Here is a 24,629-nt window from a genome sequence, read left to right on the forward strand (position 1 = left end):
CCGGTCCCATTCCGAACCCGGAAGCTAAGCCTGCCAGCGCCGATGGTACTGCACTCGTAGGGGTGTGGGAGAGTAGGACACCGCCGAACTCAACATGATAAGAAGCGGGCCTGTCGGCTCGAGTCCGGAAACGGATTCGCCGACAGGCCCGCTTTTCTTTGTGCGTGAATGATGCCGCGGACATGAATTACGCTGGGCGTGTGACTACGTCGACCGAGCCCACGCGCATTCTCGTCCTGCAGCCCGAGGAGAACGTCCCGCTCGGCACGCTCGGCGACTGGCTGCAGGAAACGGGCGCCACCCTCGACATCGTCCGGGCCGGTATCGACGACATCCCCGCCGGCGCCGACGGCTACGACGCCGTCGTCTGCCTCGGCGGCGGCATGGGGCCCCTCGACGACGACCAGCACCCGTGGCTGCCCGCCATCCGTGAACTCCTCGCCAGCTGCACGGCCGCCGAGGTGCCGACGCTGGGTGTGTGCCTCGGCGGACAGCTCCTCGGCGCCGCCACCGGCGGGACCATCGCCCGCGGCAGTGCCGGACCGGAGGCCGGCCCCGCACTCGTCTCCAAGAAGGACGCGGCCTGGACCGACCCGCTCTTCGCCGACACCCCACTTATGCCCGACGTGCTGGAGTTCCATCGGGACGTCGTGGAGCAGCTCCCGCCGGAGGCGACCCTGCTCGCCTCCTCGCCGAAGTACCCGAACCAGGCGTTCCGCATCGGCCGCTACGCCTACGGGCTGCAGTTCCACATCGAGACCACGCCGGAGATCGTCAACGACTGGGTCGCCCGGTCACCGGACGTGGCCGCGGCCGCCGACGACGGCGCGTTCGACCCGGACAGACTGGAGCGAGCGCACCGGGACTTCGCCGAGGTGTGGCGCCCGTTCACGCACCGCTTCGTCGAGCTCGTCCGCGGCGAGCGCCCGCCCGTGCAGGAGCCGAAACGTCGCCTCCCGCTGCTCTGAACCGCGGCCCGAGGAGGACCGGATCTGATCACACCGTCGATCAGCGGGGATGTCCTAGGCTAGGGGCGATGGTAGACAGCGTTCGCCCGGCGGCATCGGTCGCGAGGTTCGGTTTCACGTCGGAGCATTCCGTCGACGAACTGCGTGCCGCGGGCTGGTGGTCGGGCAACGGCCCGGCCCCCGGCGCGGAGGCCGTGGTGACGGCGTTGTCCCACACCCCCGACCCGGACCTGGCGCTGCGTACCGTGGACCGCATCCGGCAGGCCGACCCCGACACGTGGACCCGGCTCGCCGCGGCCATCGCGGACGACGAGGTCGTGCGCGGCCGGCTGTTCGGCGTCGCCGGCACGTCCACGGCGCTGGGCGATTTCCTCGTCAGCGCACCCGCCGAATGGCGCCGGCTGCAGGACCCGACGCCGCGCACCAAGTACGGCGCCGCGCTGCAGCAGGCCGTCGCGCCCGGCGGCGCGCCACTGGCGGGCAGCGCCGCCGAGCAGGCCCTGCGCAAGGGCTACCGCGGGCTGCTGCTGGAGATCGCCGCCGACGACCTGGGCCACCTCGTCGAGGACCGGATCCCGGAGCCCACGTTCGCCGACACGGCCCAGGCGCTCACCGACCTGGCCGACGCGGCGTTGCGGGCCGGGTTGTCCGTCGCCGAGTACGAGACCCGTGGAGCCGAGAACGCGACGTTGGCCGTGATCGCCATGGGCAAGTGCGGCGGCGGCGAACTGAACTACGTGAGCGACGTGGACGTCGTGTTCGTCGGCGACGGCGACCTCGACGTGGGGACGCGCCTGGCGTCGGCGATGATGCGGGTCGTCGGCAAGGCGTGCTTCGAGGTCGACGCGGCGCTGCGCCCGGAGGGCAAGGCCGGGGCGCTCGTGCGCACCCTCGACAGCCACGAGGCCTACTACAAGAAGTGGGCGCGCACGTGGGAGTTCCAGGCGCTGCTGAAGGCCCGGCCCGCGGCGGGGGACGCCGAACTGGGCAGGCGGTACGCCGAGCTCGTCGCGCCGATGGTGTGGTCGGCGGCCGAACGCGACAACTTCGTCACCGACGTGCAGCACATGCGCCGCCGGGTCGAGAAGCACATCCCCGCCGACATCGCCGACCGCGAGCTGAAACTCGGCCGCGGCGGGCTGCGCGACGTCGAGTTCGCCGTGCAGCTGCTGCAGTTGGTGCACGGCCGGGTCGATCCGCAGTTGCGGTCGGGGTCGACGTTGAACGCGCTCGACGCGTTGGGCTCCGGCGGGTACGTCGGGCGGACCGACGCGGCGGAGATGCAGGAGTCCTACGAGTTCCTGCGGTTGCTCGAGCATCGGCTGCAGCTGCGTGCGCTGCGCCGGACCCACCTGTTCCCGGAGGCCGACGACACGGCGGCGTTGCGGTGGTTGGCGCGGGCCGTCGGCATCCGGCAGTCGCGGTCGAAGTCGGTGGCCGAGTCGCTCCTCCAGGAATTCCGCAAGCACGTGCGGCATGTGCGGACGCTGCACGAGAAGCTGTTCTACCGGCCGTTGCTGGACGCCGTGGCCCGCGTGCCGAGCGCGGACCTGCGGTTGACGGCGAAGCAGGCCTCGCAGCGGCTCACGGCGCTCGGATTCGCCTCGCCGGACGGGGCGTTGCAGCACATCCGCACCCTCACCGCGGGCGTGAGCAGGCGGGCCGCGATCCAGCAGACGTTGCTGCCGGTGCTGCTCGACCTGCTGGCCGACACGCCGGAACCGGACGGCGGCCTGCTGGCGTATCGGCGCGTGTCGGAGGCCCTGGCGGAGACCCCGTGGTATCTGCGGGTGCTGCGCGACGAGGCCGAGGTCGCCGAGAACCTCGCGACCCTGCTCGGCACGTCGCGGCTGGTGCCCGACCTGTTGGTGCGCGCGCCCGAGGTGTTGCGCATGCTCGGCGACGCGGACCGGTTGTGCGGCCGCGACCCGGCGGAGACGGCGACGTCGTTGCGCGCGGCGGCACGGCGCCAGCCGGGGATGAACGCCGCGGTGGCGACCGCGCGGTCGTTGCGCAGGCACGAGATGTTGCGGGTGGCGTGCGCCGACATCCTCGGCCTGCTCGACGTGCCGTCGGTCTGCGATGCGCTGTCGTCGGTGTGGGTGGCGGTGCTGCAGGCGGCGTTGGAGGCGGCGACGCGGTACCAGCAGGCGCAGATCGGTGGGCAGCCGGCGAAGCTGGCCGTCATCGGCATGGGCAGACTCGGCGGCGGTGAACTCGGGTACGGCTCGGACGCCGACGTGATGTTCGTGTGCGAGCGGGCCGGCGACGCGACGGACGCCGAGGCGCTCAAGTTCGCCACGACGGTCGCGGAGACGTTGCGCTCGGTGCTGGGCGCGCCGACGCAGGACCCGGCGTTGGAGGTCGACGCGGAGCTGCGCCCGGAGGGTCGCAGCGGGCCGTTGGTGCGAACGTTCGAGTCGTATCGCGCCTACTACGAGCGTTGGGGTGAGGTGTGGGAGTCGCAGGCGTTGCTGCGGGCCCGGTTCCTCGCCGGCGACGACGACCTGGGGGAGCGGTTCATCGCGGCGATCGACCCGGTGCGCTACCCGGAGGGCGGGTTGGACGCGACGAAGGTGCGTGAGGTGCGGCGGATCAAGGCGCGGGTGGACACCGAGCGCATGCCGCGCGGGGCGGACCCGACGATGCACACGAAACTCGGCCGCGGCGGACTGGCCGATGTGGAGTGGACCGCGCAGCTCGCGCAGTTGCGGTACGCGCACGAGGTGCCGGCGCTGCGGACGACGTCGACGCCGGGTGCGCTCGAGGCGATGGGCGAGGCGGGGCTGGCCGAGCGGGACGAGGTCGAGGCGTTGCGCGAGTCGTGGTTGTTGGCGACCAAGGCGCGCAACGCGGCGATGTTGGTGCGCGGCAAGGCGGTGGACCAGCTGCCGGCGTCGGGCCGGGAGTTGACGGCGGTGGCGAGCATCTTCGGCCACGGCGTCGACGACGACGCGGGAGAGTTCCTCGACGCCTACCGCAAGACCACTCGGCAAGCCCATGCGGTGGTCGAGCGCCTGTTCTACGACGCCTGACCCGCCGACACGGACCGCGAGCTGAGCGGCTGCTCACCATGGGGAGACCTGCGCCGGACGGGCGTTCTAGGGTGACAGGCGTGACTGAGCGTGCTCCCTTCTCGATCCAGACCAAGGTCCGCACCTACGAGTTGGACCCGAACGGCCATGTGAACCACGCCGTGTACCACCAGTACGGCGAGATCGCGCGCACCGAGCTGGCCGTGGCCGCCGGCGTCATGGAGGGGATGCTCAAGCAGGGCATCGGCATCGTGATGCTCGAATCGCACATCCGCTTCCGCCGCGAGCTGCACTTCGGCGACGAGGTCACGGTGACGTGCACGGCGCGGTTCGAGGAGGACAAGAAGGTCTTCTGGATGGACAACGTCATCACCAAACTCGACGGCACCGTGTCCGCGGAGATCGAGTCGACGTTGGGCCTGATGGACCTGGACAAGCGCAAGCTCGTGCCCGGCCCGTTCGAGCGCATGCAGGACGCCGGTATCGACCTGGACCTGCTCCGCGCGGCGTGACCGCGCCGCTCGCTGCCGACAGGGGCTCCGCTGACAGAGCCCCGTCGACAGGGCCTCCTCACTGACAACACAGCCTCCCCGCTGACACCCACTGATACCCGCTGACAGGTCGTTGTCAGCGCGCTGTGCGTGTGTTGCCAGCGCCGCCGTCCACCGTGTGGTTCGAGCGGCGCAGGAGGAGGCAACATGTCGCACGCGATTCAGGCCGAGGGCCTGGTCAAGCATTTCGGGGAGACGAAGGCGCTGGACGGGGTGGACCTGGAGGTCCCGTTCGGCAAGGTGGTCGGGGTGCTCGGGCCGAACGGCGCGGGCAAGACGACGGCGGTGCGCATTCTGGCGACACTGCTCAAGCCCGACGCGGGGCGCGCCACCGTCGGCGGGTACGACGTGGTGCGCGATCCGGTGCGGGTACGCAACCAGGTGGGACTCACCGGGCAGTACGCCTCGGTCGACGAGGACCTCAACGGCACCGAGAACCTGGTGCTGATCGGCAAGCTGCTCAACCTGTCCGGCCGGGACGCCCGCGCCAGGGCCGTCGAGCTGCTGGAGCGGTTCGAGCTCTCGCACGCGGCGAAGCGGCCGATCCGCACCTACTCCGGCGGGATGCGGCGCCGGCTCGACCTCGCGGCGAGCCTGGTCGGACGGCCTGCCGTGCTGTACCTGGACGAGCCGACCACGGGGCTCGACCCGCACGCCCGCAACGAGGTGTGGAACGTCGTCCGGGGGCTCGTCGACGACGGCGCCACGGTGCTGCTGACGACGCAGTACCTCGAGGAGGCCGATCAGCTGGCCGACCGGATCACCGTGTTCGACCACGGCAACGTCGTCGCCGACGGCCGCGCGGACGAGCTCAAGCGGAAGGTCGGCGGCCAGACGTTGCAGGTCCGGCCGACGTCCCTGGCCGACCTCGACGCCGTCGAGGCGATCCTCGCCGAACTCACCGGCACCCGGCCGGCCCGCGACACCGCGACCGGACTGCTCACCGCGCCGGTGGCCGATCCGATGCTGCTGTCCACAGTGGTCCGCCGGCTCGACGGCGCGGGCATCACGGCCGACGAATTGGCACTGCGGCTGCCCAGTCTCGACGAGGTGTTCCTCGCCCTGACCGGCCACGCGACCGACAAGAACACAGACGCAGACCCGAAGGGCGAACTCGAAGGGAGCCCGGCATGACCGCCACCATGACCCCCGCCGCCCCCACCGGGACGGCGACGGCCGGGGAGCCACCCCGCCGCATCGGCCTCGCCCAGGGCGCCAACCACGCGCTGTCGCTCGGGTGGCGGGGCATCCTGAAGATCCGCAAGAACCCGGAACAGCTGGCCGACGTCACGCTGATGCCGATCATCTTCCTGCTGATGTTCACGTACCTGTTCGGCAACGCGCTCGGCGGTTCCATCGACGCGTACCTGCAGATGCTCGTGCCGGGGCTGATCGTCATGAACACCCTGCAGGCCTCGATGACCGTCGGCACGCAGCTCAACACCGACGTCACCAAGGGCGTGTTCGACCGGTTCCGAGCGATGCCGATCGCCCGTTCCGCCCCGCTGGTCGGTGCGGTGCTGGCCGACATCGTGCGCTACGTGGCGTGCCTGGTGGTGCTGCTGGTCGTGGCGACCGTGATGGGTTTCGTCGTGCAGACCGGGCCGGTCGAGTTCACGGCGGCGATGCTGCTGGCGATCGCGTTCGGACTGTGCTTCTGCTGGATCTCGGTGTTCGTCGGCATGTTGCTGAAGTCGCCGGGTGCGGTGATGGGGCTGATGTTCGTGTTCATCATGCCGTTGACGTTCGGCAGCAACGTCTTCGTCGACACCGCCACGATGCCGAGTTGGTTGGCGGCCTGGGCCGACATCAGTCCGGTCAGCCTGATGGCCGACACGATGCGCGGCCTGCTCAACGGCGGCGCGGTCGCCGGACCGCTGGCCGGGGCGCTGATGTGGATGGCGGCCACCGTGGCCGTGTTCTTCCCGCTCGCGATGTGGGCCTATCGCAGGCGGGTCTGAGGGCGTCCGCCCTCGGGGGTGCGGATGCCGGTGAGCTCCGGTGCCCGGTCGGTACGCGGCCGGGCACCGGGGTTCACGTCGTGTGCTGTGCCAGCACCCACGCGATCGCCTCGTCCCGCGACCACCGCTGCATCTCGGCGGCGAGCTCGTCGTAGCGTTCGGTGCCCAGCGCGGCGGTCAGGTCGGCGGCCAGCTCGCTCACCTCGGGACTGCCCAGGTCGAGCTGGCCGCGCACCACGGCGGTCAGCGACAGCAGCCGGGCCGCGAGTTCGGCCTCGCCCTGGCGGAGGCGGATCCGCGCGAGGAGTTCGATCATCGCGGCCACGTCGGGCATGTCGGAGCGTTCGACGGACGAGGCGAGCACCGTGGACACGAGTCGTTGAGCCTCGTCCGCCTCGCCCTCGGCCAGTAGCAGACCGGCCTCGACGGTGTCGTTCCACTCCTGTTCGAACAGCTCCTGGTCCGGATCGGACTGCCGGATGCGGATCTCGCGGAACACCTCCCGCGCCTCGGCGAGGCGCCCTTCGCGCAGCAGTACCTCGACGCGGCCCATGAACAGCAGGACCCGCTGCGCGCGGCTCGGGCCCCTGGCGGCGGCGTGGCGTTCGGCTGCCTCGAGGTCACGCCACGCGCCTTCCTGGTCGCCCGCCCGCGAACGTTCCGAGGCCAGTCGCCAGTACTGGTGCACCACGTCGTCGGCCGAGCGCATTTCCATCGCCCGCCGCAGACCCTCCGTGTAGCCGGCGAGCGCCGCCTCGTGGTCGCCGCTGTAGGACTGCTGGGCGGCGCGGAACGTGACCGTGACGCCGAGTCCCCAGCGGTCGCCGACCTCGACGAACCCGCGGTAGGCGAGTTCGCGTGCCCGCCGCGCACCCTCGAGGTCACCGGAGAGGGTGAGCACGAAGCCCTGTTCCCAGTGTCCGACGGCGCGGCGCCACGGGTCCTCCCACGCGGTCACGCGGTCGACCTCGCGCATCGCCAGGTCGCGTTCACCGTTCAGATACGCCACGAGCGCCACGCCGACCCACAGCCACGGGTACTTCTGCGTGGCGCCGGTGCGCACGCAGTCGTCGACCAGTTCGGGCAGGTTGGTGATCGACTGGTTCGACCAGGCCAGGATGGAGACGTCGCACATCCGCAGGCACGCCGCGACGTCCGGTGGGAGGCGATCGGCGAACTCGAGCACCTCGGTCACGAACGCCGCGCCGCGTTCGGTCTGGCCGACGAGGTTGAGGTACCAGTACATCCCGAACAGCAGGCGGACCGCCGTGTCGGGCGAGTCCGACTCGATCGCCTCCCGCAGCGCGGCGTTGAGGTTGTCGCTCTCCCGTTCGTACACCGCGATCGCGTCGAGCTGGTCGCGCGTGCGCAGCAGCGGTTCGTTGCGTTCGACCAGGTCGGCGTAGTGGGCGACCATGGCCGCGAGCATCCGGTCCCGTTCCCCGGATTCGGCGAGCCGGTCGGAGGCGTAGACGCGCAACGTCTCGAGCATCCGATACCGCGGACCGGCGCCGTCCACAGTGGAGTCCTCGGACTTCTCGACGATGGACTTCTCGACGAGCGAGCCGAGCACGTACACCACGTCGGCGGCGGGCAGGTCGTCGTCGGCGCAGACGATCTCCACCGCCTCGGCGGAGAAACTGCCCGCGAACACGGCGAGGCGCCGGGCGAGCCGGCGTTCCGGTTCGGTCAGCAGGTCCCAGCTCCATTCGACGACGGCCCGCAGCGTGCGTTGCCGCGGCAGCGCCGTGCGGCTGCCCGAGGTGAGCAGTCGGAACCGGTCGTCGAGGCGTTCGGCGATCTGGGCCGGGGTCATCGACCGCAGCCGGGCGGCGGCGAGTTCCAGTGCGAGCGGCATGCCGTCCAACCGCAGGCAGATCTGCCGGACGGCGTCCACTGTGGATTCGTCGAGGCGGAAGTCCGGTTGTGCCGCCCGCGCGCGGTCGAGCAGCAGTCGCACGGAGTCGAGCTGTTCCAGGGCGGAGGCGGTCGCGTGCCGTTGGGCACGGGCAGCGGGCCGACCTGGCACAGGGCCTCGCCGGTGATCGCGAGCGGTTCGCGGCTGGTGGCCAGCACCCGCAACGACGGCAGGTTCAGCAGCAGCTGCTCGGCCAGTTCGGCGGCCGCGTCGATGACGTGTTCGCAGTTGTCCAGCACGAGCAGCGCCTCACCGCCGCTGAGGGTTTCCACCACCTGCGCGAACGGGTCGTGTTGGCGCCAGATCGCCTCGGTCTCGGTGGCCCGCAGGTCGCGGACGCCCAACGCGTTGGACAGCGCGGGCAGCACGTCGTCGGCGTCGCGCACGCCGGCGAGGGGCGCGAACCACACCGTGCCGCGGGTCTGCGCGGGATGCCGGGACGCCGCCTCGATCCCGAGCCGCGTCTTGCCGGCCCCGCCCGGGCCGACGAGCGTGACCAGCCGGGACACCTCGAGCAGATCGGCGAGGCGGTCGAGTTCGTCGGTCCGGCCGATGAAGCTGGTCAGCCGTCGCGGGAGCCGGTCCACGGCGGTGGCCGCGGGCGAGTACTCGCCGCGGAGCGCGCGCAGGTGCACGTCCTGCAGTTCGGTCGACGGGTCGACGCCCAGTTCGTCGGCCAGGGTGGTGCGCAGTTCGGCGTAGGCGGCGAGCGCCTCGGCCTGCCGTCCGGCGGTGGACAGGGCGCGGATGTGCAGCCCGGCCAGTCGTTCCCGCAGCGGGTGCGTCTTGGCCGCGTCGGCGAGGTCGGCGAGTACGGCGGCGTGCCGTCCGCGCTGCAGCTCGGTCTCGAACCAGTCCTCGCGGGTCTCCGTATGGCGTTCGTCGAGGCGCGTGGCGGGGCCGGCGGCGAACGGCGCGTCGAGCACGTCGGCCAACGCCGCGCCGCGCCACAGGGCCAACGCGTCGGTCAGCGTGTCGGCGGCGCGGTCGAGCCGGCCTGCGGCGAGGTCCCTGCGCCCGGCCGTGGCCAGGCGTTCGAACCGGTGGATGTCGACCGCGTCGGGATCCACCGCGAGCCGATACCCACCGGCGCCGGACTCCAGTTCCACCCCGGCCGCGGCCAGCGCCCGGCGCAACCGGGAGACGAGCGACTGCAGGGCGTTGGCGGCCCCGGCCGGCGGCTCGTCACCCCACAACCCGTCGATCAGCGCCTCCACGGGCACCGCACGCCCGGCGTCGAGCGCCAACCTGGCCAGCAGCATGCGCAGGCGCGGCCCGCCGACATCCGCCGGCGTGCCGTCCTCCGTCTCCACCCGCACCGGGCCGAGCAGCGCTACCTGCACAGACCCAGCCTTCCAGATCGCCCGCGCTCCGCGACGCCGACGGCGCCGGAGACCTCGTCGTAGGCACAAAAACCGGCGGCGGGGGCCTCGATGACTCGCAAGCCCCGCGCGGGGGTGGATCTCAGCGACGCGACGAATCAGCAGTCGTAGTACAGAGCGAACTCGTACGGGTGCGGACGCAGGCGCAGCGGGTCGATCTCTTCCTCGCGCTTGAAGGCGATCCACTTCTCGATCACGTCGGGGGTGAACACGCCACCCTCGAGCAGGTAGTCGTGGTCGGCCTCCAGTGCGTCGAGCACCGTGCCCAGGTCGGCCGGGACCTGCTTGACGTCGCTCGCCTCCTCCGGCGGAAGCTCGTACAGGTCCTTGTCGATCGGCTCCGGCGGCTCGATCTTGTTCTTGATGCCGTCGAGGCCGGCCATCATCATCGCGGCGAACGCCAGGTACGGGTTACCGGACGAGTCGGGGCAACGGAACTCGATGCGCTTGGCCTTCGCGTTGTTGCCCGTGATCGGGATACGGACACACGCCGAACGGTTCCGCTGCGAGTACACCAGGCTGACCGGCGCCTCGAAGCCCGGCACGAGCCGGTGGTACGAGTTGACGGTCGGGTTGGTGAAGGCCAGCAGGCTGGGGGCGTGGGCCAGGATGCCGCCGATGTAGTGGCGGGCCGTGTCCGACAGGCCGGCATAACCGGACTCGTCGTAGAACAGCGGCTGGCCGTCCTTCCACAGCGACTGGTGGCAGTGCATACCGGAACCGTTGTCACCGAACAGCGGCTTCGGCATGAACGTGGCGGTCTTGCCGTTGGCGAAGGCCGTGTTCTTCACGATGTACTTGAACAGCTGCAGGTCGTCGGCAGCGTGCAGCATCGTGTTGAACTTGTAGTTGATCTCGGCCTGACCGGCGGTGCCCACCTCGTGGTGCGCACGCTCGAGGTCGAAGCCCGACTCCATCAGGTGCGTCGAGATCTCGTCGCGCAGGTCGGCGTAGTGGTCGACCGGCGGGACGGGGAAGTAGCCGCCCTTGAACTTGGTCTTGTAGCCCAGGTTGCCGCCCTCTTCCTTGCGGCCCGTGTTCCACCAGCCCTCGACCGAGTCGATCTCGTGGAAGGTGCCGTTCTCGGACGAGTCGAAGCGCACGTCGTCGAAGACGTAGAACTCGGCCTCCGGGCCGAAGAACACCGTGTCGGCGATGCCCGACTCGGAGATGAACTGCTCGGCCTTGCGCGCGATGTTGCGCGGGTCGCGGCTGTAGGGCTCACGCGTGAACGGGTCGTGCACGAAGAAGTTCATCGACAGCGTCTTGGCCTGCCGGAACGGGTCGATCTTCGCGGTCGCCGGGTCCGGCAGCAGCAGCATGTCCGATTCGTGAATGGACTGGAAGCCGCGCACCGAGGAACCGTCGAAGGCGAGACCCTCTTCGAAGGCGTCCGCGTCGAAAGCCTTGGCGGGGACGGTGAAGTGCTGCATGATCCCGGGAAGGTCGCAGAACCTCACATCGATGAATTGCACGTCCTCGTCAGCGATAAGACGCAGGACATCGTCTGCAGTAGTGGACACCCTCGGTGACTCCTTCTAAATCGAGCTCGTGCGGCGTTGCTCTCTTCGGCCCAAGTTAAAAGGGCGGTGTTGCCCGACCGTCACCCGAATGTTTCACCGGGGTTAACGGATCGGGAGATACCGGATGGTCGCACGTCAGGCCGGTCACGGCACCGCCGAACCGGCGACTTACCCTGTTCGCGTGGCTAGATGGACCGGAGAGTGGCTGTCGAATCCGTCCGGAGCGGCGGATGAGGACCCTCCGCGTTGGCCGGGTGAACGACTCGGCCTTCCGGAGGACGGTATCGGAGCGGCGGCGCCCGCCGCACGGCGCTTCTTCGGCCTCGTCGCCGACCTCCTCGTCGCGTCGTTGCTGACCGCGATCTTCATCCGCCCCGACTACGGCGACATGGCCGCCATGGAGGCCTTCAACCTGTGGTCGCTGGCCACCTGGGCCGTCATCACCACCGGGTCGGCGGCGTTCTTCAGCTTCACCCCCGGCATGGCCCTGTGCGGCGTGCGGATCGGCCGACTCGACGGCGCCGGCGTCCCCGGCCTGTGGCGCGCCGCCGTGCGCTGCGTCCTGACGTTCCTCATCATCCCCGCGGTCGTGCGCAACGCCGACGGCCGCGCCTGGCACGACCGCGCCACCGGCACCGTCGCCATCCGCATGCGCTGACACCGGCCCGAACACCCCGGCCCCGAACGCACGAGAGCCGCCTCCCGGACCGGGAGGCGGCTCTCGCGTGTTCGTGCGGCTCTACATGGCGAGTAAGCCGGTCAGCGGCGACGGATCGTCCGCTGCATGTTGCGCATCTTGGCGCCCTGGGGCATCGGACCCTTCGGCATCGCGGCGCCGCGGTTGCCCAGCGCGCTCAGCTTCGCCTCGAGCGCGTCGACCTGCCCACGCTTGAGGTTGCGGGGCAGCTTCATGAGGGTGCTCTGCAGCTTGCGCAGCGGGATCTGACCCTCTTCGGTGCCGATGGTGACCTCGTAGATCGGGGTGTCGCCGATCAATCGGGCGATGCGCTTCTTCTCCTGCGAGATGAGGCCCTTGATGCGGTGCGGAGCGCCTTCGGCCACGAGGATGACGCCCGGCCCACCGAGAACCCGGTGGACGGCGTCGAGATGGGTGGTGGCCGCGACCGTCTGGGTCACGCGCCAGTTGCCGCGCAGGTTGTCGAGCGCCCACGCGCCCGCACCCGGCTGGCCCTCGGCCTTGGTGAACACGTTCCGCTGCACGCGGCGGCCGAACACGATGATCGCGGCCAGCACACCGAGCATGATGCCGACCGGCAACAGGAACCATTCGATGCCGATCCACATGCCGAGCAGGAAGACCAGGCCCGTGATGCCCAGGAGTAGTCCCAGCATCCACGGGATCAGCGCCTTGTCCTCCTTGCGCTGCATGTGGAACGCCTGGAAGATCTGACCGCGGCGCGCCTTGCTCGCGGCCTTCTTCTCCTTCTTGGCCTGCTTCTTGGCCTCTTTGTCCAGCTTCTCCGCCATAATGAGCCAGGATACGGACGCCCGGGCTGTGGGTGTTCTGTCGGCCCCCTCTGCGAGGATGCGGGGCGTGGGAAGTGCGTCGTCGAACCGTCATCCGGAACTGCTCGAGGGCCTCGACCCGCAGCAGCGCGCCGCCGCGTGCGCGCCGCGCGGGCCCGTGTGCGTCCTGGCCGGAGCCGGCACCGGCAAGACGCGGACGATCACCCATCGCATCGCCTACCTGGTGCGATCCGGCCACGTATCCGCAGGTCAGGTCCTCGCCGTCACGTTCACCTCGCGGGCGGCGGGGGAGCTGCGGACCCGGTTGCGGGGCCTCGGCGTCGAGGCGGCGCAGGCCAGGACGTTCCACGCCGCGGCGCTGCGTCAGCTGCGCTACTTCTGGCCGCGCGTCGTCGGCGACCGCCAGTGGGACCTCATCGAGGGCAACAAGCTGCGGATCGTCGGCCAGGCCGCCAACCGGCTCGGCCTGCCCACCGAGGTCGAGCTCCTGCGCGACCTGACGAGCGAGATCGAATGGGCCAAGGCCTCGCTCATCGGCCCGGACGACTACCCGGCGGCCGTCGCCCGGCGCAAACGCGACATCCCCGAACCCGCCGAACGGATCGCCGAGCTCTACCGCGGCTACGAGCGCACGAAGAACGAGGCGCAACTGCTCGACTTCGACGACCTGCTGCTGCACACCACCGCGGCACTCGAGGAACACCGCGCCGTCGCCGAGGAGTTCCGCGACCGGTACCGCTGCTTCGTCGTCGACGAGTACCAGGACGTCACCCCCGCACAGCAGCGACTCCTGGACGCGTGGCTCGGCGGCCGCGACGACCTCACCGTCGTCGGCGACGCCAACCAGACGATCTACTCCTTCGGCGGCGCGTCCCCGCGTCCACTGCTGGAGTTCACGCGGCGCTTCCCGGAGGCCGTCGTCGTCCGGCTCGAACGGGACTACCGCTCGACGCCCCAGGTGGTCTCGCTGGCCAACCGGGCCATCGGCGCGGCCAGGGGCCGTCCCGCCGGATCGCGGCTGGAGCTGATCGGGCAGCGGGCCGACGGACCCGAACCCCGGTTCGCCGAGTACGACGACGAACCCGCCGAGGCGGCCGCGGTCGCCGCGCGCATCCGCACGCTGCTCGACGAGGGCGTGCCGGCCAGCGAGGTCGCCGTGCTGTACCGGGTCAACGCCCAGTCGGAGGCCTACGAACAGGCCCTGTCCGAGGCGGGCGTGCCGTACCTGGTGCGCGGCGGCGAACGCTTCTTCCAACGGCAGGAGATCCGGCAGGCCATGTCCGCCCTGAGGACGGCGGCGGCCGAACAACCGCAGGGCGAGCTCGTCGCCCTGGTCCGCCGGGTACTGGCCCGCGCTGGTCTGAGCGAGCAGCCGCCGGCGGGCGGTGCGGCACGCGAACGGTGGGACGCGTTGCTGGCGCTGGTGGAGGTGGCCGAGGAGCTCGCACGCACCGTCGAGGGCGCCTCGCTCGGCAGGTTCGTCACCGAACTCGACCAGCGCGCCTCGGCGCAGCATCCGCCGACGGTGGAGGGCGTGACGCTCGCGTCGCTGCACGCGGCGAAGGGCCTGGAATGGGACGCGGTGTTCCTCGTGGGGCTGGCCGACGGGACCGTGCCGATCCAACGCGCCGACGGCGACGACGAGGCCGTGGAGGAGGAACGGCGGCTGTTCTACGTGGGCGTGACGCGCGCGCGGGAGCATCTGTCGTTGAGCTGGGCGCTCTCGCGGCATCCCGACGGCAGGCGCAACCGGCGGCGCAGCCGTTTCCTGTACGGCCTGGTGCCGGAGGACCACCCGGCCTCCCGGGTGGCGAAGTCGGCCAAGCCGAACAAGTTCGGTGCCGCGTGCCGGATCTGCGGCCGCCCGCTGATCTCGACGATGGAGGTCAAACTCGCCCGCTGCTCGAAATGCCCCGCCGATGTCGACGAGCATCTGCTCGACCTGCTGAAGGACTGGCGGACCGAGCGGGCGAAGGAGTTGAACGTGCCGGCGTTCGTCGTCTTCACCGATTCGACGTTGGTGGCGATCGCCGAGCAGCGGCCTGCCGACACGAAAGCTCTCGTGGGTATCTCCGGGATCGGCGCCTCGAAGCTGCAGCGCTTCGGCGAGGAGGTCCTGGCCGTGGTGCGTGACGCCGCGGAGTGATCGGAGCGGCCGGCGCGGCGGCCGGTGCTGCGGGTGCTGCCGGTGCGGCCGGCTCGGTCGTGTGGTCCGGGTGGTGGATTTTCGCGGTGATGTCGCTGGTCACGGTGGATTCTGGGCTTCGCGGCGGAACTTTTCGGAAAATGAGTTGCTTGGGTGTGGCCGGGCGCCATAACCTGCAGTGACCAGGTCGTAGAGCGCGGCCGTCCCGGCGACGGCTGCCCGTTTCGGAAGGAGGTGTCGGCTGTGAAGTTCACGAGTATCGGTATCGCCGACATCTCCGGTCTGCGTGCCCGCACTGGCCTGCGTAGCGCCGTTTCGGTCCGTGGTGACCGTCGGCGTCCTGCCGTGTTCCTGAACGAGCGTCACCTCGGTGCGTGCGCTGCGCGCGTGGGGGCTCCGACCATCCCGGTTGAGTCCGGGATGTCGGCTGCTGCCGAGGTGCACCTCGCTGCCGTGACGGGCGATGCCCGTACGGCGCAGGTTCAGCCGCGCAAACGTCAGGGCAAGTCCATGGTTCCGCCTGGCTCATCCGAGAGGCAACGCCTAGCCATCGTCTAGGCATCAGGCTCTCGAAGGCCGCGGAACCGCACTCCGGATCCGCGGCCTTCGTGCTGTTCGAGGGTTTGTGGATCTGCCGACCAATCCGCACACACTCGTCATTGAAGGAGAGCCGACATGCCAACGGCCACCGTCTCCGCGTCAGAGGAGGCGTTTTCCGCTCTGTTGGCCGGGACGACCGGGGTCGCCGAACTGATCGACTCCGGGCAGTCCACCGATCTCGACCTGCCCTGCCAAGCGGGCGACGCGGACCTGTGGTTCGCCGACCGTCCCGCGGACCTGGAACGCGCCAAGGCTCTCTGTGGGGATTGCCCGGTGCGCTCGGCCTGCCTGGCCGGTGCACTCGCGCGCGGTGAGCCCTGGGGTGTCTGGGGTGGCGAGATCTTCGACCGCGGCACGGTTGTCGCCAGGAAGCGGCCGCGAGGCCGCCCCCGGAAGCACCCGGTGCCCGAGTCCCGGGAATGGAGCGCGGCATGACCGACACGAACAGGGAGACCTCCGTGATGTTGCTCCAGGATCTACTCCACGAGGAACTGGCCCGGGATCGAATACGGGAACTACAACGGTTCACCGACGGCAGGCGGGAACACCGGCGGGCCGAATCCGCCCGCCGCTGGCACCGGGTCGCCAGGTGGGCGGCGCGTCGCGCCGCCCGCTACGACCGATAACCCGACGCGACGATCACCACGTGCGGTGTTCGCGAGTCCGAAACCGTGCTCGCGGACACCGCACGTTCGCTGTTCAATGACGGCATGGCCGCACGCTCCCGGGACGACGCCGCCGATGACGTCCACAATGCCGTGCGCGCCGGAGCGGACCCGGTGTGCTGCCGGCTGTGCGGTGCCAAGGGTTCGGGCGGCGCGGCCGCCACGGCGCTGGGCTGGTCGTGCGAGACCGACGGGGATGGCACCCGCTGGGTGTGTCCCGCGTGCGTGCGGGAGAACGTTCGCGCCATCGAGGGCAAGTTGCCTGCCGAGTACTGGTGAACCGTGCAGGCCCGGCGGGATGGTCCTCATGCCGTCGCCTTGCTGCGTGCGGGCGGGCTGCCGTGGAGCGCGTCGAGGCACTGCACCGGTGGTCGTTCGCACCGCGTGGCCAGGTGGAAGGATCGGACGAGTTCGCGCAGCACCCGGGTGCGGTCGGTGCGCAGCATGTCGGGCTCGGTGCGCACCATCACGACCCCGGCCGCGCTCAACGCCAGATGACCGAGATGCGCACGGCCCGGCGGGTTGAACTGCCAGCCCATGCCCACCTCGTCCCACCACGCGTCGACCGTGCCGATGGCCTTGCCCCGCCGGTCGCAGATCGTCACGTCCCACCGGGGCGGCGGTAGCGGCCCGTTGCGCAGCAGGGTGCGGGCCCACCCGTGGATGTAGGTGTCGCACTCGCGCTCGATCGCCTTGAGCTCGGTGCGCACCGCCGAGGAACCGCGCTGGCTGCCCGCATCGAGTTCGTCGCGCAGCCCGGCACTCGTGGCCAGCCCGTAGTAGACCGGCAGCGACAGCAGATCCCGCAGCCGCGCGACGTCCTTCTCGCGGCGCGCGGCGTCGAGCGCCGCGCGGGTGGCGGGCGCGTACGGGATGCCGTCGACGACCAGCGGGTCGGGCAGCCGCGACGTGCGTTCGACCAGGGCGAAGGTCGGACTGACCATGCGTCTGCCCGGCGGCACCAGGACGTGGACGGTGGTCGGCCGCGCCAATTCCAGCCCGTGGGCGCCGAGCGCGTCGACGCCCGTGATGACGGCCTCCGGGCCGAGATAGCGCACGAGCGCCTGCTGCATCTGTCTGCGTGTCGGTTCGCCCGGGGCGAGCAGCACGATGCCCGGCAGGAGACGGCGCCAGGGGCCGTCCGGCCGGCATCGCCGGTTGATCGTGCCGTCGGACAGGCCCCGGGCGCGAAGCTCGGCGACGGATTGGACGGTGTCGGTTGCGGCGGGTGCGAGCTGTGCCGCATCAGCGAGAACGGTCATGGGTTCGAGCGTGGCGACTGCGGAGTCGGCAGGGGAGGGTTCGGTGCGAGATGTGGATAAACCGGGGCCGCGAACGGTGAATTCGCTCCGTTTTCGCGAAAACTGTGGACAACTCGGCCCACGGTGGTGCTCAGTCGGCGAATCCCGGCTGCATTTCTGCACAATCGACCGCAGCGGAAGCTCGGCGTCGAGCTGACACAGAATGCCGATGGCGCCCGCCGTCACCCGGTGGATCATCAACCAGTGCGGCGGCAGGTTGAGGGACCTCCCGGTGCGGAAGTCCTGGCTGCGTAGGTCGCCCATGCGCAGCGCCTGGTCCTGGGCCCAGCGGCGCGAGAAATGGAAACGCTCCTGTTCGAGGGGAGCCACGATGGGTTGGAGGTATGCGTAGACGTCATCAGGATCGATCTCGGTGTCCGGCCGGACGAATCCCTCGGCGCGCAACGCGCCGTAGAGCTCGTCGGAACGGCCTTCGAGCGCCAACCGCATGATCCGACCCATGGCGGGCGGTGCGCCGTGGGGAAGGCGTGCGACGGCGCCGAAATCGATGACACACACGCGGCCGTCCTCGCGCAGCATGAAATTGCCCGGGTGCGGATCCGAATGCAGCAGCCTGGCCCTGGCCGGTGACGAGTAGTGGAACTCGGCCAGCATCAGGCCCGCGTTGTTGCGCTGCTCGGGCGTGCCCGAGCGGATGATCTCCGAATACGACGTGCCGGTGACCCACTCGGTGATGACGACCTTCGGCGCGCTGGCGACGACGCGCGGCACGAGCACGCGGTCGTCGCCGGCGAACGCCTTGGCGAAGGCCCGCTGGTTGTCGGCCTCCCGGCGGTAGTCGAGTTCCTCGTCCATCCGCTCGGCCAGCTCGGTGAGCAGTGGCTTGACGTCGGTGCCCGGCACCAGGCTCTGGAACAGCCTGCTGAACCGCTGGAGCTGGCGCAGGTCGCCGCGCAGCGCGTCGTCGGCGCCGGGGTACTGCACCTTGACGGCGACCTCGCGTCCGTCGTGCCAGACGCCGTGATGAACCTGGCCGATGCTGGCCGAGGCGGTCGGCTCGTCGTCGAAGGAGGAGAACCGCTGCCGCCACGACCGGCCCAGTTGCTCGGTCAGCACCCGGTGCGTCTGGCGGGCCGGCATCGGCGGAGCGGCGGCCTGCAGGCGGGTGAGCGCGTCGCGGTAGGGCTCGGCGAGCTCGTCCGGCACGGCGGCCTCGAACACGCTCAGCGCCTGGCCGAACTTCATGGCGCCGCCCTTGAGCGTGCCCAGGACCTCGAAGAGCTGTTCGGCCGCCTTCGCGGACAGATTGGCGTTGACCTCGTCGGCGCTCCGGCCGGTCAGGCGGCGTCCCCAACCGCCGACCGCGCGGCCGGCCATCCCCAGCGGAAGGCTCGCAAGCTTCGCCGTGCGCGCCACGGTCCGGCGGGGGAGCGCATCACCGTCCTCGCCCTGCTCGGCGCCGTCCAGCTGGTCGCCACCTCGGAAATCCGTCACGTCTGCGATTGTGCCCTGTCGATCACAGCCGTGGGGCATCGATGGCGCTACGAACCCGGTGGGGACGGGGTCCGCGGGCGTGAGGTGCGCCGCATCGCCGGTGGGGCCGGGCGGTCACGGGGCGCCGGTCGTCGCGCCGGCCCGGTCCTGCGCGGCCGCTTTCGCGGCCTCGGCCGCCGCGGTGCGCGCCAGGTGGTCGGCCGCGCCGCACCGGCAGGCGGCCTGCGGCGTCCAGCCCCGGGTGTAGGTCGTGGCGCCGAAGGCGTCGATCTCGATCGTGCCGTTCCACGCGGGCGGGACCCCCTCGTCGGGATCGAGCATGCGCAGGATCTGCCCGCCCGCGACCCCGGCGGCCGCGGTCACGCTGCACAGCTCGGTGCGGGGGATCTTGCCGGCCAACTGGCTGGCGACCCGTGGCCAGCACGCGTCGAACCCGGTGCGCTCCAGGTCGCGCATTCCAGACACGCACTGCGCCCGGGATACACCAACGGCCCGACGATGCCGATGCCGTCGCGCACCCGCACCAGCAGATGCGGCTGCCGTTGGGCCATGAGGTCGCTGACCACCTCGGGCGCGGGCACCACCGTGTCGGTCAGCACCACCAGATCGGGCCGGTTCTTGCCGCGCACCTTGCCGGTCCTGATCGACGAGTTCGTCCGCTTGGCCAGCTCCGTGATCGCCTGCCGTCGCGGGGAGCCGACATCGCCGTCGACGAAACCCGTGCCGAGGTCCTCGGGCCCGACCCGGCCTTCGGCCCGGGCGTCGAGGTGCCCCACACCCGCCGTCGCGAGGATCCGGGCGAGGGCGGCGGCCAACCGGCCACCACCCTGCAGCAGCACGGTGCTCCGGGCCCAGCGGCCGGCCGACGTGCGCCGCTGTCGCGACGACGTCAGCGACCACAGCGCGGGCTCGTCGGTGCGCACCGAGCGCGCGTGCGCCGGGGCGTCGGTGTCCTCGAGCAGGCCGCGGCGCGCCAGCTCGGTGAGGATCCGGCGCAGGTGCTCGGCACCGGCACCCTCGCTCGGGTGGCCCGGTTCGGACGCGGCGAGCTGCATCAGGGTGGCGGTGCTGCGACTGCGTCGAGGCCGCGGACGATGTCGGTGAGCATCGGGGACAGGTTGTTCAGCACGACCGCGTGCCGCGGTTCCACCCCGATCTGCAGCTCCCCGTCGCGGCGGTGCAGGACGTCCAGACCGGGCACCACGCGTGGCCGCGTCGGCAGCGCCACCTCCTTCCCGGTGGCGAGTGTTCCGTCGGCGGCCGGCGCCGGGTCCGCTGTCGCATCGTCTGTCGTCGATTCCGTGGTCGGGGCCGGACCTGCGTCCGTTCCGGTGTCACTCCGTGTACGAGTCATGACCCCAGGGTGACGGCAAACCGGACATCGGGTGGATCGAACCGGCGAGTTATCCACAGGCAAATCTCAATGTGGATAAACAGGGCTCTGTGACGTTCGAGCCATCCCGGATGTCGGTGCTGCGCTCTACGGTGTACGGGTGGCGGAAACATGGGTTCCCGACGACAAGATCGAGGTGCGTCGCAGTGCGCGGCGACGCAGGACGGTCACCGCCTACCGGGAAGGCGAGACGATGGTCGTGCTCATCCCGGCGACCATGACGAAGGCGGAAGAGCGGCACTGGGTCGCCGAGATGCAGAAGAAGCTCCAGCGCACCGAGAGCAAGCGGGCCTCGCCCGCGCGCGCCTCCGACGAGGCCCTGCTGCTGCGCTGCACCGAGCTGTCCCGGCGGTACCTCGACGGCACGGCCAAACCGGCCAGCGTGCGGTGGGTGCGGCCGATGCGGACGCGTTGGGCCTCGTGCACGCCGGTCAACCGCACCATCCGCGTCAGCAGGCGGCTGCGGGACGTGCCCCCATGGGTGCTCGACTACGTCCTGGTCCACGAACTGGCGCACCTACGGGTCGCCGACCACAACGACGAATTCTGGGAGCTCGTCCACCGCTATCCGAAGGCCGAACGGGCCATCGGCTACCTGGAAGGCCTGTCGGCCGCCGCGAACCTCGGCATCGCCGCGGTCGACGACGAGGACTACGCCGACGACGAGTGACGCCGGCGCGGTGTCAGCGCTCGTCGTCGGGCTTCGACCCGTCCGAGCCCGAGCCCGAGTCGGTGTCCGAGTCGGTGTCGGAGTCGGCCGCCGAGTCGGTGTCGGAATCGGAACCGGAACCGGAATCGGAACCGGAGTCGCCGTCCGAGGCCGGCCTGGTCTTCTCCAGCTCGGCGATCGGGTCGACATCGGCGCCGATCACGGTGCCGCCGAGCTTGTCGGCGAAGTCCATCGGCTCGTCCAGGTCCTCGGCCGTCGGCATGAGGTCGGGGTGCGACCACAGGTGGTCGCGCGTCTCGGTTCCGTGCCGGTCGCCGACGAGCTTCCACAGCGCCGACGCCGCACGCATCCGCCGCGGCCGCAGTTCGAGGCCGACGAGCGTGGCGAACGTCTGCTCGGCGGGGCCGCCGGTCGCGCGGCGCCTGCGCAGCGTCTCCCGGAGCGCGTCGGCGCCGGGCAGTCGGTTGCCGACCGCGTCGGCGACGACCACGTCGACCCAGCCCTCCACGAGCGCCAGCAGCGTCTCGAGCCGGGCCAGTGCTGCCTTCTGCTCCTCGGTCGTCTGCGGCTCGAACAACCCGGACGACATGGCCTGCTCGATGCTCTGCGGGTTGGACGGGTCGATCTGGCCGGCCAGCTGCTCGAGGCCCGAGACGTCGACCGTGATGCCGCGCGCGAACTCCTCGACGGTCGCCAGCAGCCGCTGCCGCAGCCACGGCACGTGCGCGAACAATCGCTGGTGGGCGGCCTCGCGCGCGGCGAGGAACACGAGCACCTCGCTGGCGGGGCGCTCCAAACCGTCGGTGAACTTCTGGATGTTCGCCGGCAGCAGCGCCGACGTCGTCTCCGGGCCGAGCGGCAGGCCGATGTCGGCCGAGGTCAGGACCTCCGAACCCAGTTCGGCCAGCGCACCGCCCAGCTGCGAACCGAACGCCATGCCGCCCATCTGCCCGAGCATCGACAGCAGCGGCCCGGCGGCCTGCTTGGCCTCGTCCGGCAGAGCCTCGGTCCACGCGCTCGACACCTGCTGGGCCACGGGGTCGCACAGCCGCTGCCAGGTCGGCAACGTCTTCTCCACCCAGTCCTTCGCCGACCACGCGACCGCCTGGGTCGCCCCGGCCGGCAGGATCGTGGCCTCGTCGAGCCACAGCTCCGCGAGGTGCGCGGCGTCGCGGACGGCGTTGTCGCCCTGCTCGAGTTCACCCGACGGTGCGAAGCCCATCGGCGGTTCGCCCGACTCGCCGCCCGAGCCGGCCGAACCGCTCTCGGACGCGAGTCGCTGCAGCGCGATCTGCTTGGCGAGGTCGTAGTTCACCGGCCCCGACGAGCTGCCCGCCTGGCTGAGCATCTGACCCAGCTGGCTGAGCATCTGGCCCAGCTGCTGGAACGGATCTCCACCCTGACCGCCGCCGGAGCCGGACGCGTCGTTGCCGGGGCGTTTGTCGGGATCGGGCATGCCGAAGCCGAAGCCGAAGGGGTTGCTCATACCTCCCACCGTACGCGTGCAATGTCGCCTCCGACGCGCCGATCAACGGCATCGATCGGACCTTCGCTCTGAGCTGACACGCCTCGCCGTACGCTGTGCCCGTGAACGAGCCCGACGACACGAGGTCCGCGTCAGGAGTCACGGAGTCCGGCCCCGCCGACAAGCGGGACGGGTTCTCGCCCTACTCGCCGCCGGACGAGGCGAGCGAGAAGGAGTCGAAGCGGAGCCTGCGCCGCCCCACCAGACGCACCTGGACGATCATCTTCAGCATCGCCCTCGTGGTGACGTTCGTTCTCGTCGGCTCGTACGTCCGTGTCCCGTACGTCGCCCTCGGGCCGGGGCCGACCTACGACACCCTCGGCGAGAACGAGGGCAGGGACGTCGTGACGATCGACGGCGCGCGCAGCTACGACGACGACGGCCAGCTGCGCATGACGACCGTCTCGCTCAACGACGAGGTCACCCTGTTCGGCGCCCTCGGCCTGTGGATCAGCGGCCGCTACTCGGTCGCGCCGCGCGAGGAGTACTTCCAACCCGGGCAGACCGACGAGCAGGTGCGGCAGGAGAACGTCGAGCAGTTCCAGCAGTCGCAGAGCCAGGCCGAGGTGGCGGCGCTGCGGGCCCTCGGCCACCCGGTGCGGGTCGTGGCCGACCAGATCGTCGACGACACCCCCGCCGCCGAGCTGCTCGAGCCGGGCGACGAGCTGAACGAGGTCAACGGCCGGAGCGTGTCCGAGCAGTCCGAGGTGATGGCGGCGCTCGAGAACACCCGGCCCGGTCAGGACGTCGAGATCACGTACACGCGCGGTGATGCCGAGCCGCGCACCGTGACCGCGACGCTCACGCAACATCCGCAGGGGCAGAACCACGGTTTCCTGGGCGTGCAGCCCGCGGACCGGGCGACGTGCCGTTCACGGTCGACATCTCGCTCGAGCACGTCGGCGGCCCGTCGGCGGGCATGATGTTCGCGCTGGCCATCGTCGACCGGCTCGACGAGGAGAAGCTGCTCGACGGCCGGACCGTCGCGGGCACCGGCGAGATCAACTCGCGGGGCGAGGTCGGCGCGATCGGCGGAATCTCGTTCAAGGTCGTCGCCGCGAAGGAGGACGGCGCCGAGGCCTTCCTCGTGCCCGCGGACAACTGCGCCGAGGCGGCGGCCGCCGCGCCCGAGGGGCTGAAACTGCTGCGCATCGAGACGCTCGACGATGCCGTGGACGGGCTCCGCGCCCTGCGCGACGGCCGCGAGGCCCCGACCTGCCAGGGCTGAGTCCCGGCCGCCGGGGCTGAGCTCCGGCCGGCGGGGCCCGGGCGAGCTCAGTCGCTCAACGTCGTCCGGAGCGCGTCGACCAGGTTCGGCGCGAGCTCGGGGTGCTCGACGATCTCCTCGGTGGGCTCGGAGTCGTCCTCGGGCTGGGTGCGGATGCCGCGCAGCCGCATCACGCACGCTGCGGGACCGTCCCGCAGCACCGCGGCCACCAGTCGGGCCTCGGTGCGCCGGGGATGATCGGCTGCCGCCTGCTTGAGTCGTTCGACGTCGGCGGGGGAGACCGCGGCCGAATCCTCGCCGACGTCGTTGTCGGTACCGTCGCCGGTACCGCCTGCGGTACCGACGTCGGGCAGCTCGCCCTCGGCGTCCGGCGGAAGCACGATGATCTCCTGCGCGAGCGCGCAGCCGTGCACGGCCTCCGGCCAGGCGATCCTGGCCAGCGCCTCGGCGAGGTCCTCGTCGGGCAGCGAATCCTGCGCCACCGGGGTCAGCGTGGAGGTCGGGTCCAGCTGATCGGCCAGCTCGGGCTGCTGGGCGAGCAGGTCCGCGGTCGGCACGAGCGCGAACAGCGCGGGCGGCTGTCCCCAGCCTCCGGACGCCACGAACTCCTCCACCTCGCGGGCGATGGCGCCGACGACGCCGGCCTGGCCAGACGCACTTTCGCTCTCGGTCATGGGCACCATCGTGGCAGGTGCGATCGAGTCCGATTTAGGGGCATTCCGGGAACTCTCACCCTGGTCCGTAGAGTTAGGTTTAGTAGGGACGCCGCACGCGCGGGGGATCCCTGGACCACGCCGGTTACGACCTCAGGAGTGTGCGC

General features: G+C 70.9%; 22 protein-coding genes, 1 rRNA gene and 1 pseudogene. 14 read left to right on the plus strand and 10 right to left on the minus strand.

Features of this window, described 5'->3' with window-relative positions; translation table 11 throughout:
• The 6 genes from rrf to BJF85_RS07950 form a co-directional block, all read left to right on the plus strand.
• A 5S ribosomal RNA gene (rrf, locus tag BJF85_RS07925) occupies positions 1–89 on the plus strand; the annotation flags it as partial.
• 111 nt (positions 90–200) lie between these two features.
• Positions 201–968 carry a type 1 glutamine amidotransferase gene (locus BJF85_RS07930; RefSeq protein ID WP_255375477.1) on the plus strand — a complete coding sequence of 256 codons (768 nt, stop codon included), beginning with the start codon at positions 201–203 and terminating at the stop codon, positions 966–968.
• A gap of 68 nt (positions 969–1,036) precedes the next feature.
• A complete protein-coding gene (locus BJF85_RS07935) occupies positions 1,037–4,003 on the plus strand; it encodes a bifunctional [glutamine synthetase] adenylyltransferase/[glutamine synthetase]-adenylyl-L-tyrosine phosphorylase (RefSeq protein WP_075846419.1) in 2,967 nt (988 codons plus the stop codon).
• A gap of 80 nt (positions 4,004–4,083) precedes the next feature.
• Entirely contained in the window at positions 4,084–4,515 is a 432-nt protein-coding gene (locus tag BJF85_RS07940; RefSeq protein ID WP_075846420.1) for a thioesterase family protein, read from the plus strand.
• Positions 4,516–4,701: 186 nt separating this feature from the next.
• Positions 4,702–5,688 carry an ATP-binding cassette domain-containing protein gene (locus tag BJF85_RS07945; protein ID WP_075846421.1) on the plus strand — a complete coding sequence of 329 codons (987 nt, stop codon included), beginning with the start codon at positions 4,702–4,704 and terminating at the stop codon, positions 5,686–5,688.
• Positions 5,685–6,515: an ABC transporter permease gene (locus tag BJF85_RS07950; protein ID WP_187346884.1), complete on the plus strand. Its 831-nt coding sequence runs from the start codon at positions 5,685–5,687 to the stop codon at positions 6,513–6,515. Before BJF85_RS07945 ends, BJF85_RS07950 begins: the two co-directional genes overlap by 4 nt.
• 1,812 nt (positions 6,516–8,327) lie before the next feature.
• On the opposite strand, the gene BJF85_RS31255 is transcribed toward BJF85_RS07950, so the two are convergent.
• Together BJF85_RS31255 and glnA are read right to left on the minus strand one after the other, a co-directional pair.
• Complete coding sequence (locus BJF85_RS31255; RefSeq protein ID WP_369822120.1) at positions 8,328–9,776, minus strand: BTAD domain-containing putative transcriptional regulator; 1,449 nt, start codon at positions 9,774–9,776, stop codon at positions 8,328–8,330.
• A 137-nt stretch (positions 9,777–9,913) separates the two neighbouring features.
• Positions 9,914–11,338 (minus strand): type I glutamate--ammonia ligase, encoded by a 1,425-nt coding sequence (gene glnA, locus BJF85_RS07960; RefSeq protein ID WP_075846422.1) that lies wholly within the window; start codon positions 11,336–11,338, stop codon positions 9,914–9,916.
• A 181-nt stretch (positions 11,339–11,519) separates the two neighbouring features.
• Between glnA and BJF85_RS07965 the strand changes: the two genes are divergently transcribed.
• Positions 11,520–11,996 (plus strand): hypothetical protein, encoded by a 477-nt coding sequence (locus BJF85_RS07965; protein ID WP_075846462.1) that lies wholly within the window; start codon positions 11,520–11,522, stop codon positions 11,994–11,996.
• A gap of 101 nt (positions 11,997–12,097) precedes the next feature.
• On the opposite strand, the gene BJF85_RS07970 is transcribed toward BJF85_RS07965, so the two are convergent.
• A complete protein-coding gene (locus BJF85_RS07970; RefSeq protein WP_075846423.1) occupies positions 12,098–12,826 on the minus strand; it encodes a DUF4191 domain-containing protein in 729 nt (242 codons plus the stop codon).
• Between the two features lie 58 nt (positions 12,827–12,884).
• Here BJF85_RS07970 and BJF85_RS07975 point away from each other — a divergent pair, with 58 nt between their 5' ends.
• From BJF85_RS07975 to BJF85_RS07990, 4 genes are all read left to right on the plus strand, one after another.
• Complete coding sequence (locus tag BJF85_RS07975) at positions 12,885–14,972, plus strand: ATP-dependent DNA helicase UvrD2 (RefSeq protein WP_075846424.1); 2,088 nt, start codon at positions 12,885–12,887, stop codon at positions 14,970–14,972.
• Between the two features lie 675 nt (positions 14,973–15,647).
• A complete protein-coding gene (locus tag BJF85_RS07980) occupies positions 15,648–16,007 on the plus strand; it encodes a WhiB family transcriptional regulator (protein ID WP_075846425.1) in 360 nt (119 codons plus the stop codon).
• Positions 16,004–16,198, plus strand: a complete 195-nt coding sequence (locus BJF85_RS07985; RefSeq protein WP_139320523.1) for a hypothetical protein — start codon at positions 16,004–16,006, stop codon at positions 16,196–16,198. Before BJF85_RS07980 ends, BJF85_RS07985 begins: the two co-directional genes overlap by 4 nt.
• A 45-nt stretch (positions 16,199–16,243) precedes the next feature.
• On the plus strand, positions 16,244–16,516 hold the full coding sequence (locus BJF85_RS07990; protein ID WP_083666078.1) for a hypothetical protein: 273 nt from the start codon (positions 16,244–16,246) through the stop codon (positions 16,514–16,516).
• 26 nt (positions 16,517–16,542) lie between these two features.
• Here BJF85_RS07990 and BJF85_RS07995 read toward each other — a convergent pair whose 3' ends face one another.
• From BJF85_RS07995 to BJF85_RS27895, 5 genes and pseudogenes are all read right to left on the minus strand, one after another.
• A complete protein-coding gene (locus BJF85_RS07995; protein ID WP_075846427.1) occupies positions 16,543–17,499 on the minus strand; it encodes a hypothetical protein in 957 nt (318 codons plus the stop codon).
• A gap of 130 nt (positions 17,500–17,629) precedes the next feature.
• A pseudogene (locus BJF85_RS08000) lies at positions 17,630–18,966 on the minus strand (ABC1 kinase family protein).
• A gap of 141 nt (positions 18,967–19,107) precedes the next feature.
• Positions 19,108–19,356 (minus strand): hypothetical protein, encoded by a 249-nt coding sequence (locus BJF85_RS27185; protein WP_158056826.1) that lies wholly within the window; start codon positions 19,354–19,356, stop codon positions 19,108–19,110.
• Complete coding sequence (locus BJF85_RS08005; protein ID WP_139320525.1) at positions 19,353–20,048, minus strand: ThiF family adenylyltransferase; 696 nt, start codon at positions 20,046–20,048, stop codon at positions 19,353–19,355. Before BJF85_RS08005 ends, BJF85_RS27185 begins: the two co-directional genes overlap by 4 nt.
• Positions 20,048–20,221, minus strand: coding sequence for a hypothetical protein (locus BJF85_RS27895; protein WP_158056828.1), 174 nt, complete (start codon positions 20,219–20,221; stop codon positions 20,048–20,050). The genes BJF85_RS08005 and BJF85_RS27895 overlap by 1 nt, the downstream gene beginning before the upstream one ends.
• 295 nt (positions 20,222–20,516) lie before the next feature.
• On the opposite strand from BJF85_RS27895, the gene BJF85_RS08010 reads away from it, so the two are divergent.
• On the plus strand, positions 20,517–21,056 hold the full coding sequence (locus BJF85_RS08010; protein WP_075846464.1) for a M48 family metallopeptidase: 540 nt from the start codon (positions 20,517–20,519) through the stop codon (positions 21,054–21,056).
• 13 nt (positions 21,057–21,069) lie between these two features.
• Here the strand turns inward: BJF85_RS08010 and BJF85_RS08015 are convergent, their stop codons facing one another.
• Complete coding sequence (locus BJF85_RS08015; RefSeq protein ID WP_075846428.1) at positions 21,070–22,542, minus strand: zinc-dependent metalloprotease; 1,473 nt, start codon at positions 22,540–22,542, stop codon at positions 21,070–21,072.
• Positions 22,543–22,643: 101 nt separating this feature from the next.
• Here BJF85_RS08015 and BJF85_RS29830 point away from each other — a divergent pair, with 101 nt between their 5' ends.
• Both BJF85_RS29830 and BJF85_RS29835 read left to right on the plus strand, forming a co-directional pair.
• A complete protein-coding gene (locus BJF85_RS29830) occupies positions 22,644–23,504 on the plus strand; it encodes a PDZ domain-containing protein (RefSeq protein WP_255375479.1) in 861 nt (286 codons plus the stop codon).
• Positions 23,447–23,809 (plus strand): S16 family serine protease, encoded by a 363-nt coding sequence (locus tag BJF85_RS29835; protein ID WP_255375480.1) that lies wholly within the window; start codon positions 23,447–23,449, stop codon positions 23,807–23,809. The genes BJF85_RS29830 and BJF85_RS29835 overlap by 58 nt, the downstream gene beginning before the upstream one ends.
• A gap of 47 nt (positions 23,810–23,856) precedes the next feature.
• On the opposite strand, the gene BJF85_RS08025 is transcribed toward BJF85_RS29835, so the two are convergent.
• A complete protein-coding gene (locus BJF85_RS08025) occupies positions 23,857–24,483 on the minus strand; it encodes a PPA1309 family protein (RefSeq protein ID WP_075846465.1) in 627 nt (208 codons plus the stop codon).
• Between the last annotated feature and the right edge of the window lie 146 nt (positions 24,484–24,629).

The organism is Saccharomonospora sp. CUA-673, from assembly GCF_001942305.1.
GTDB lineage: Bacteria > Actinomycetota > Actinomycetes > Mycobacteriales > Pseudonocardiaceae > Prauserella.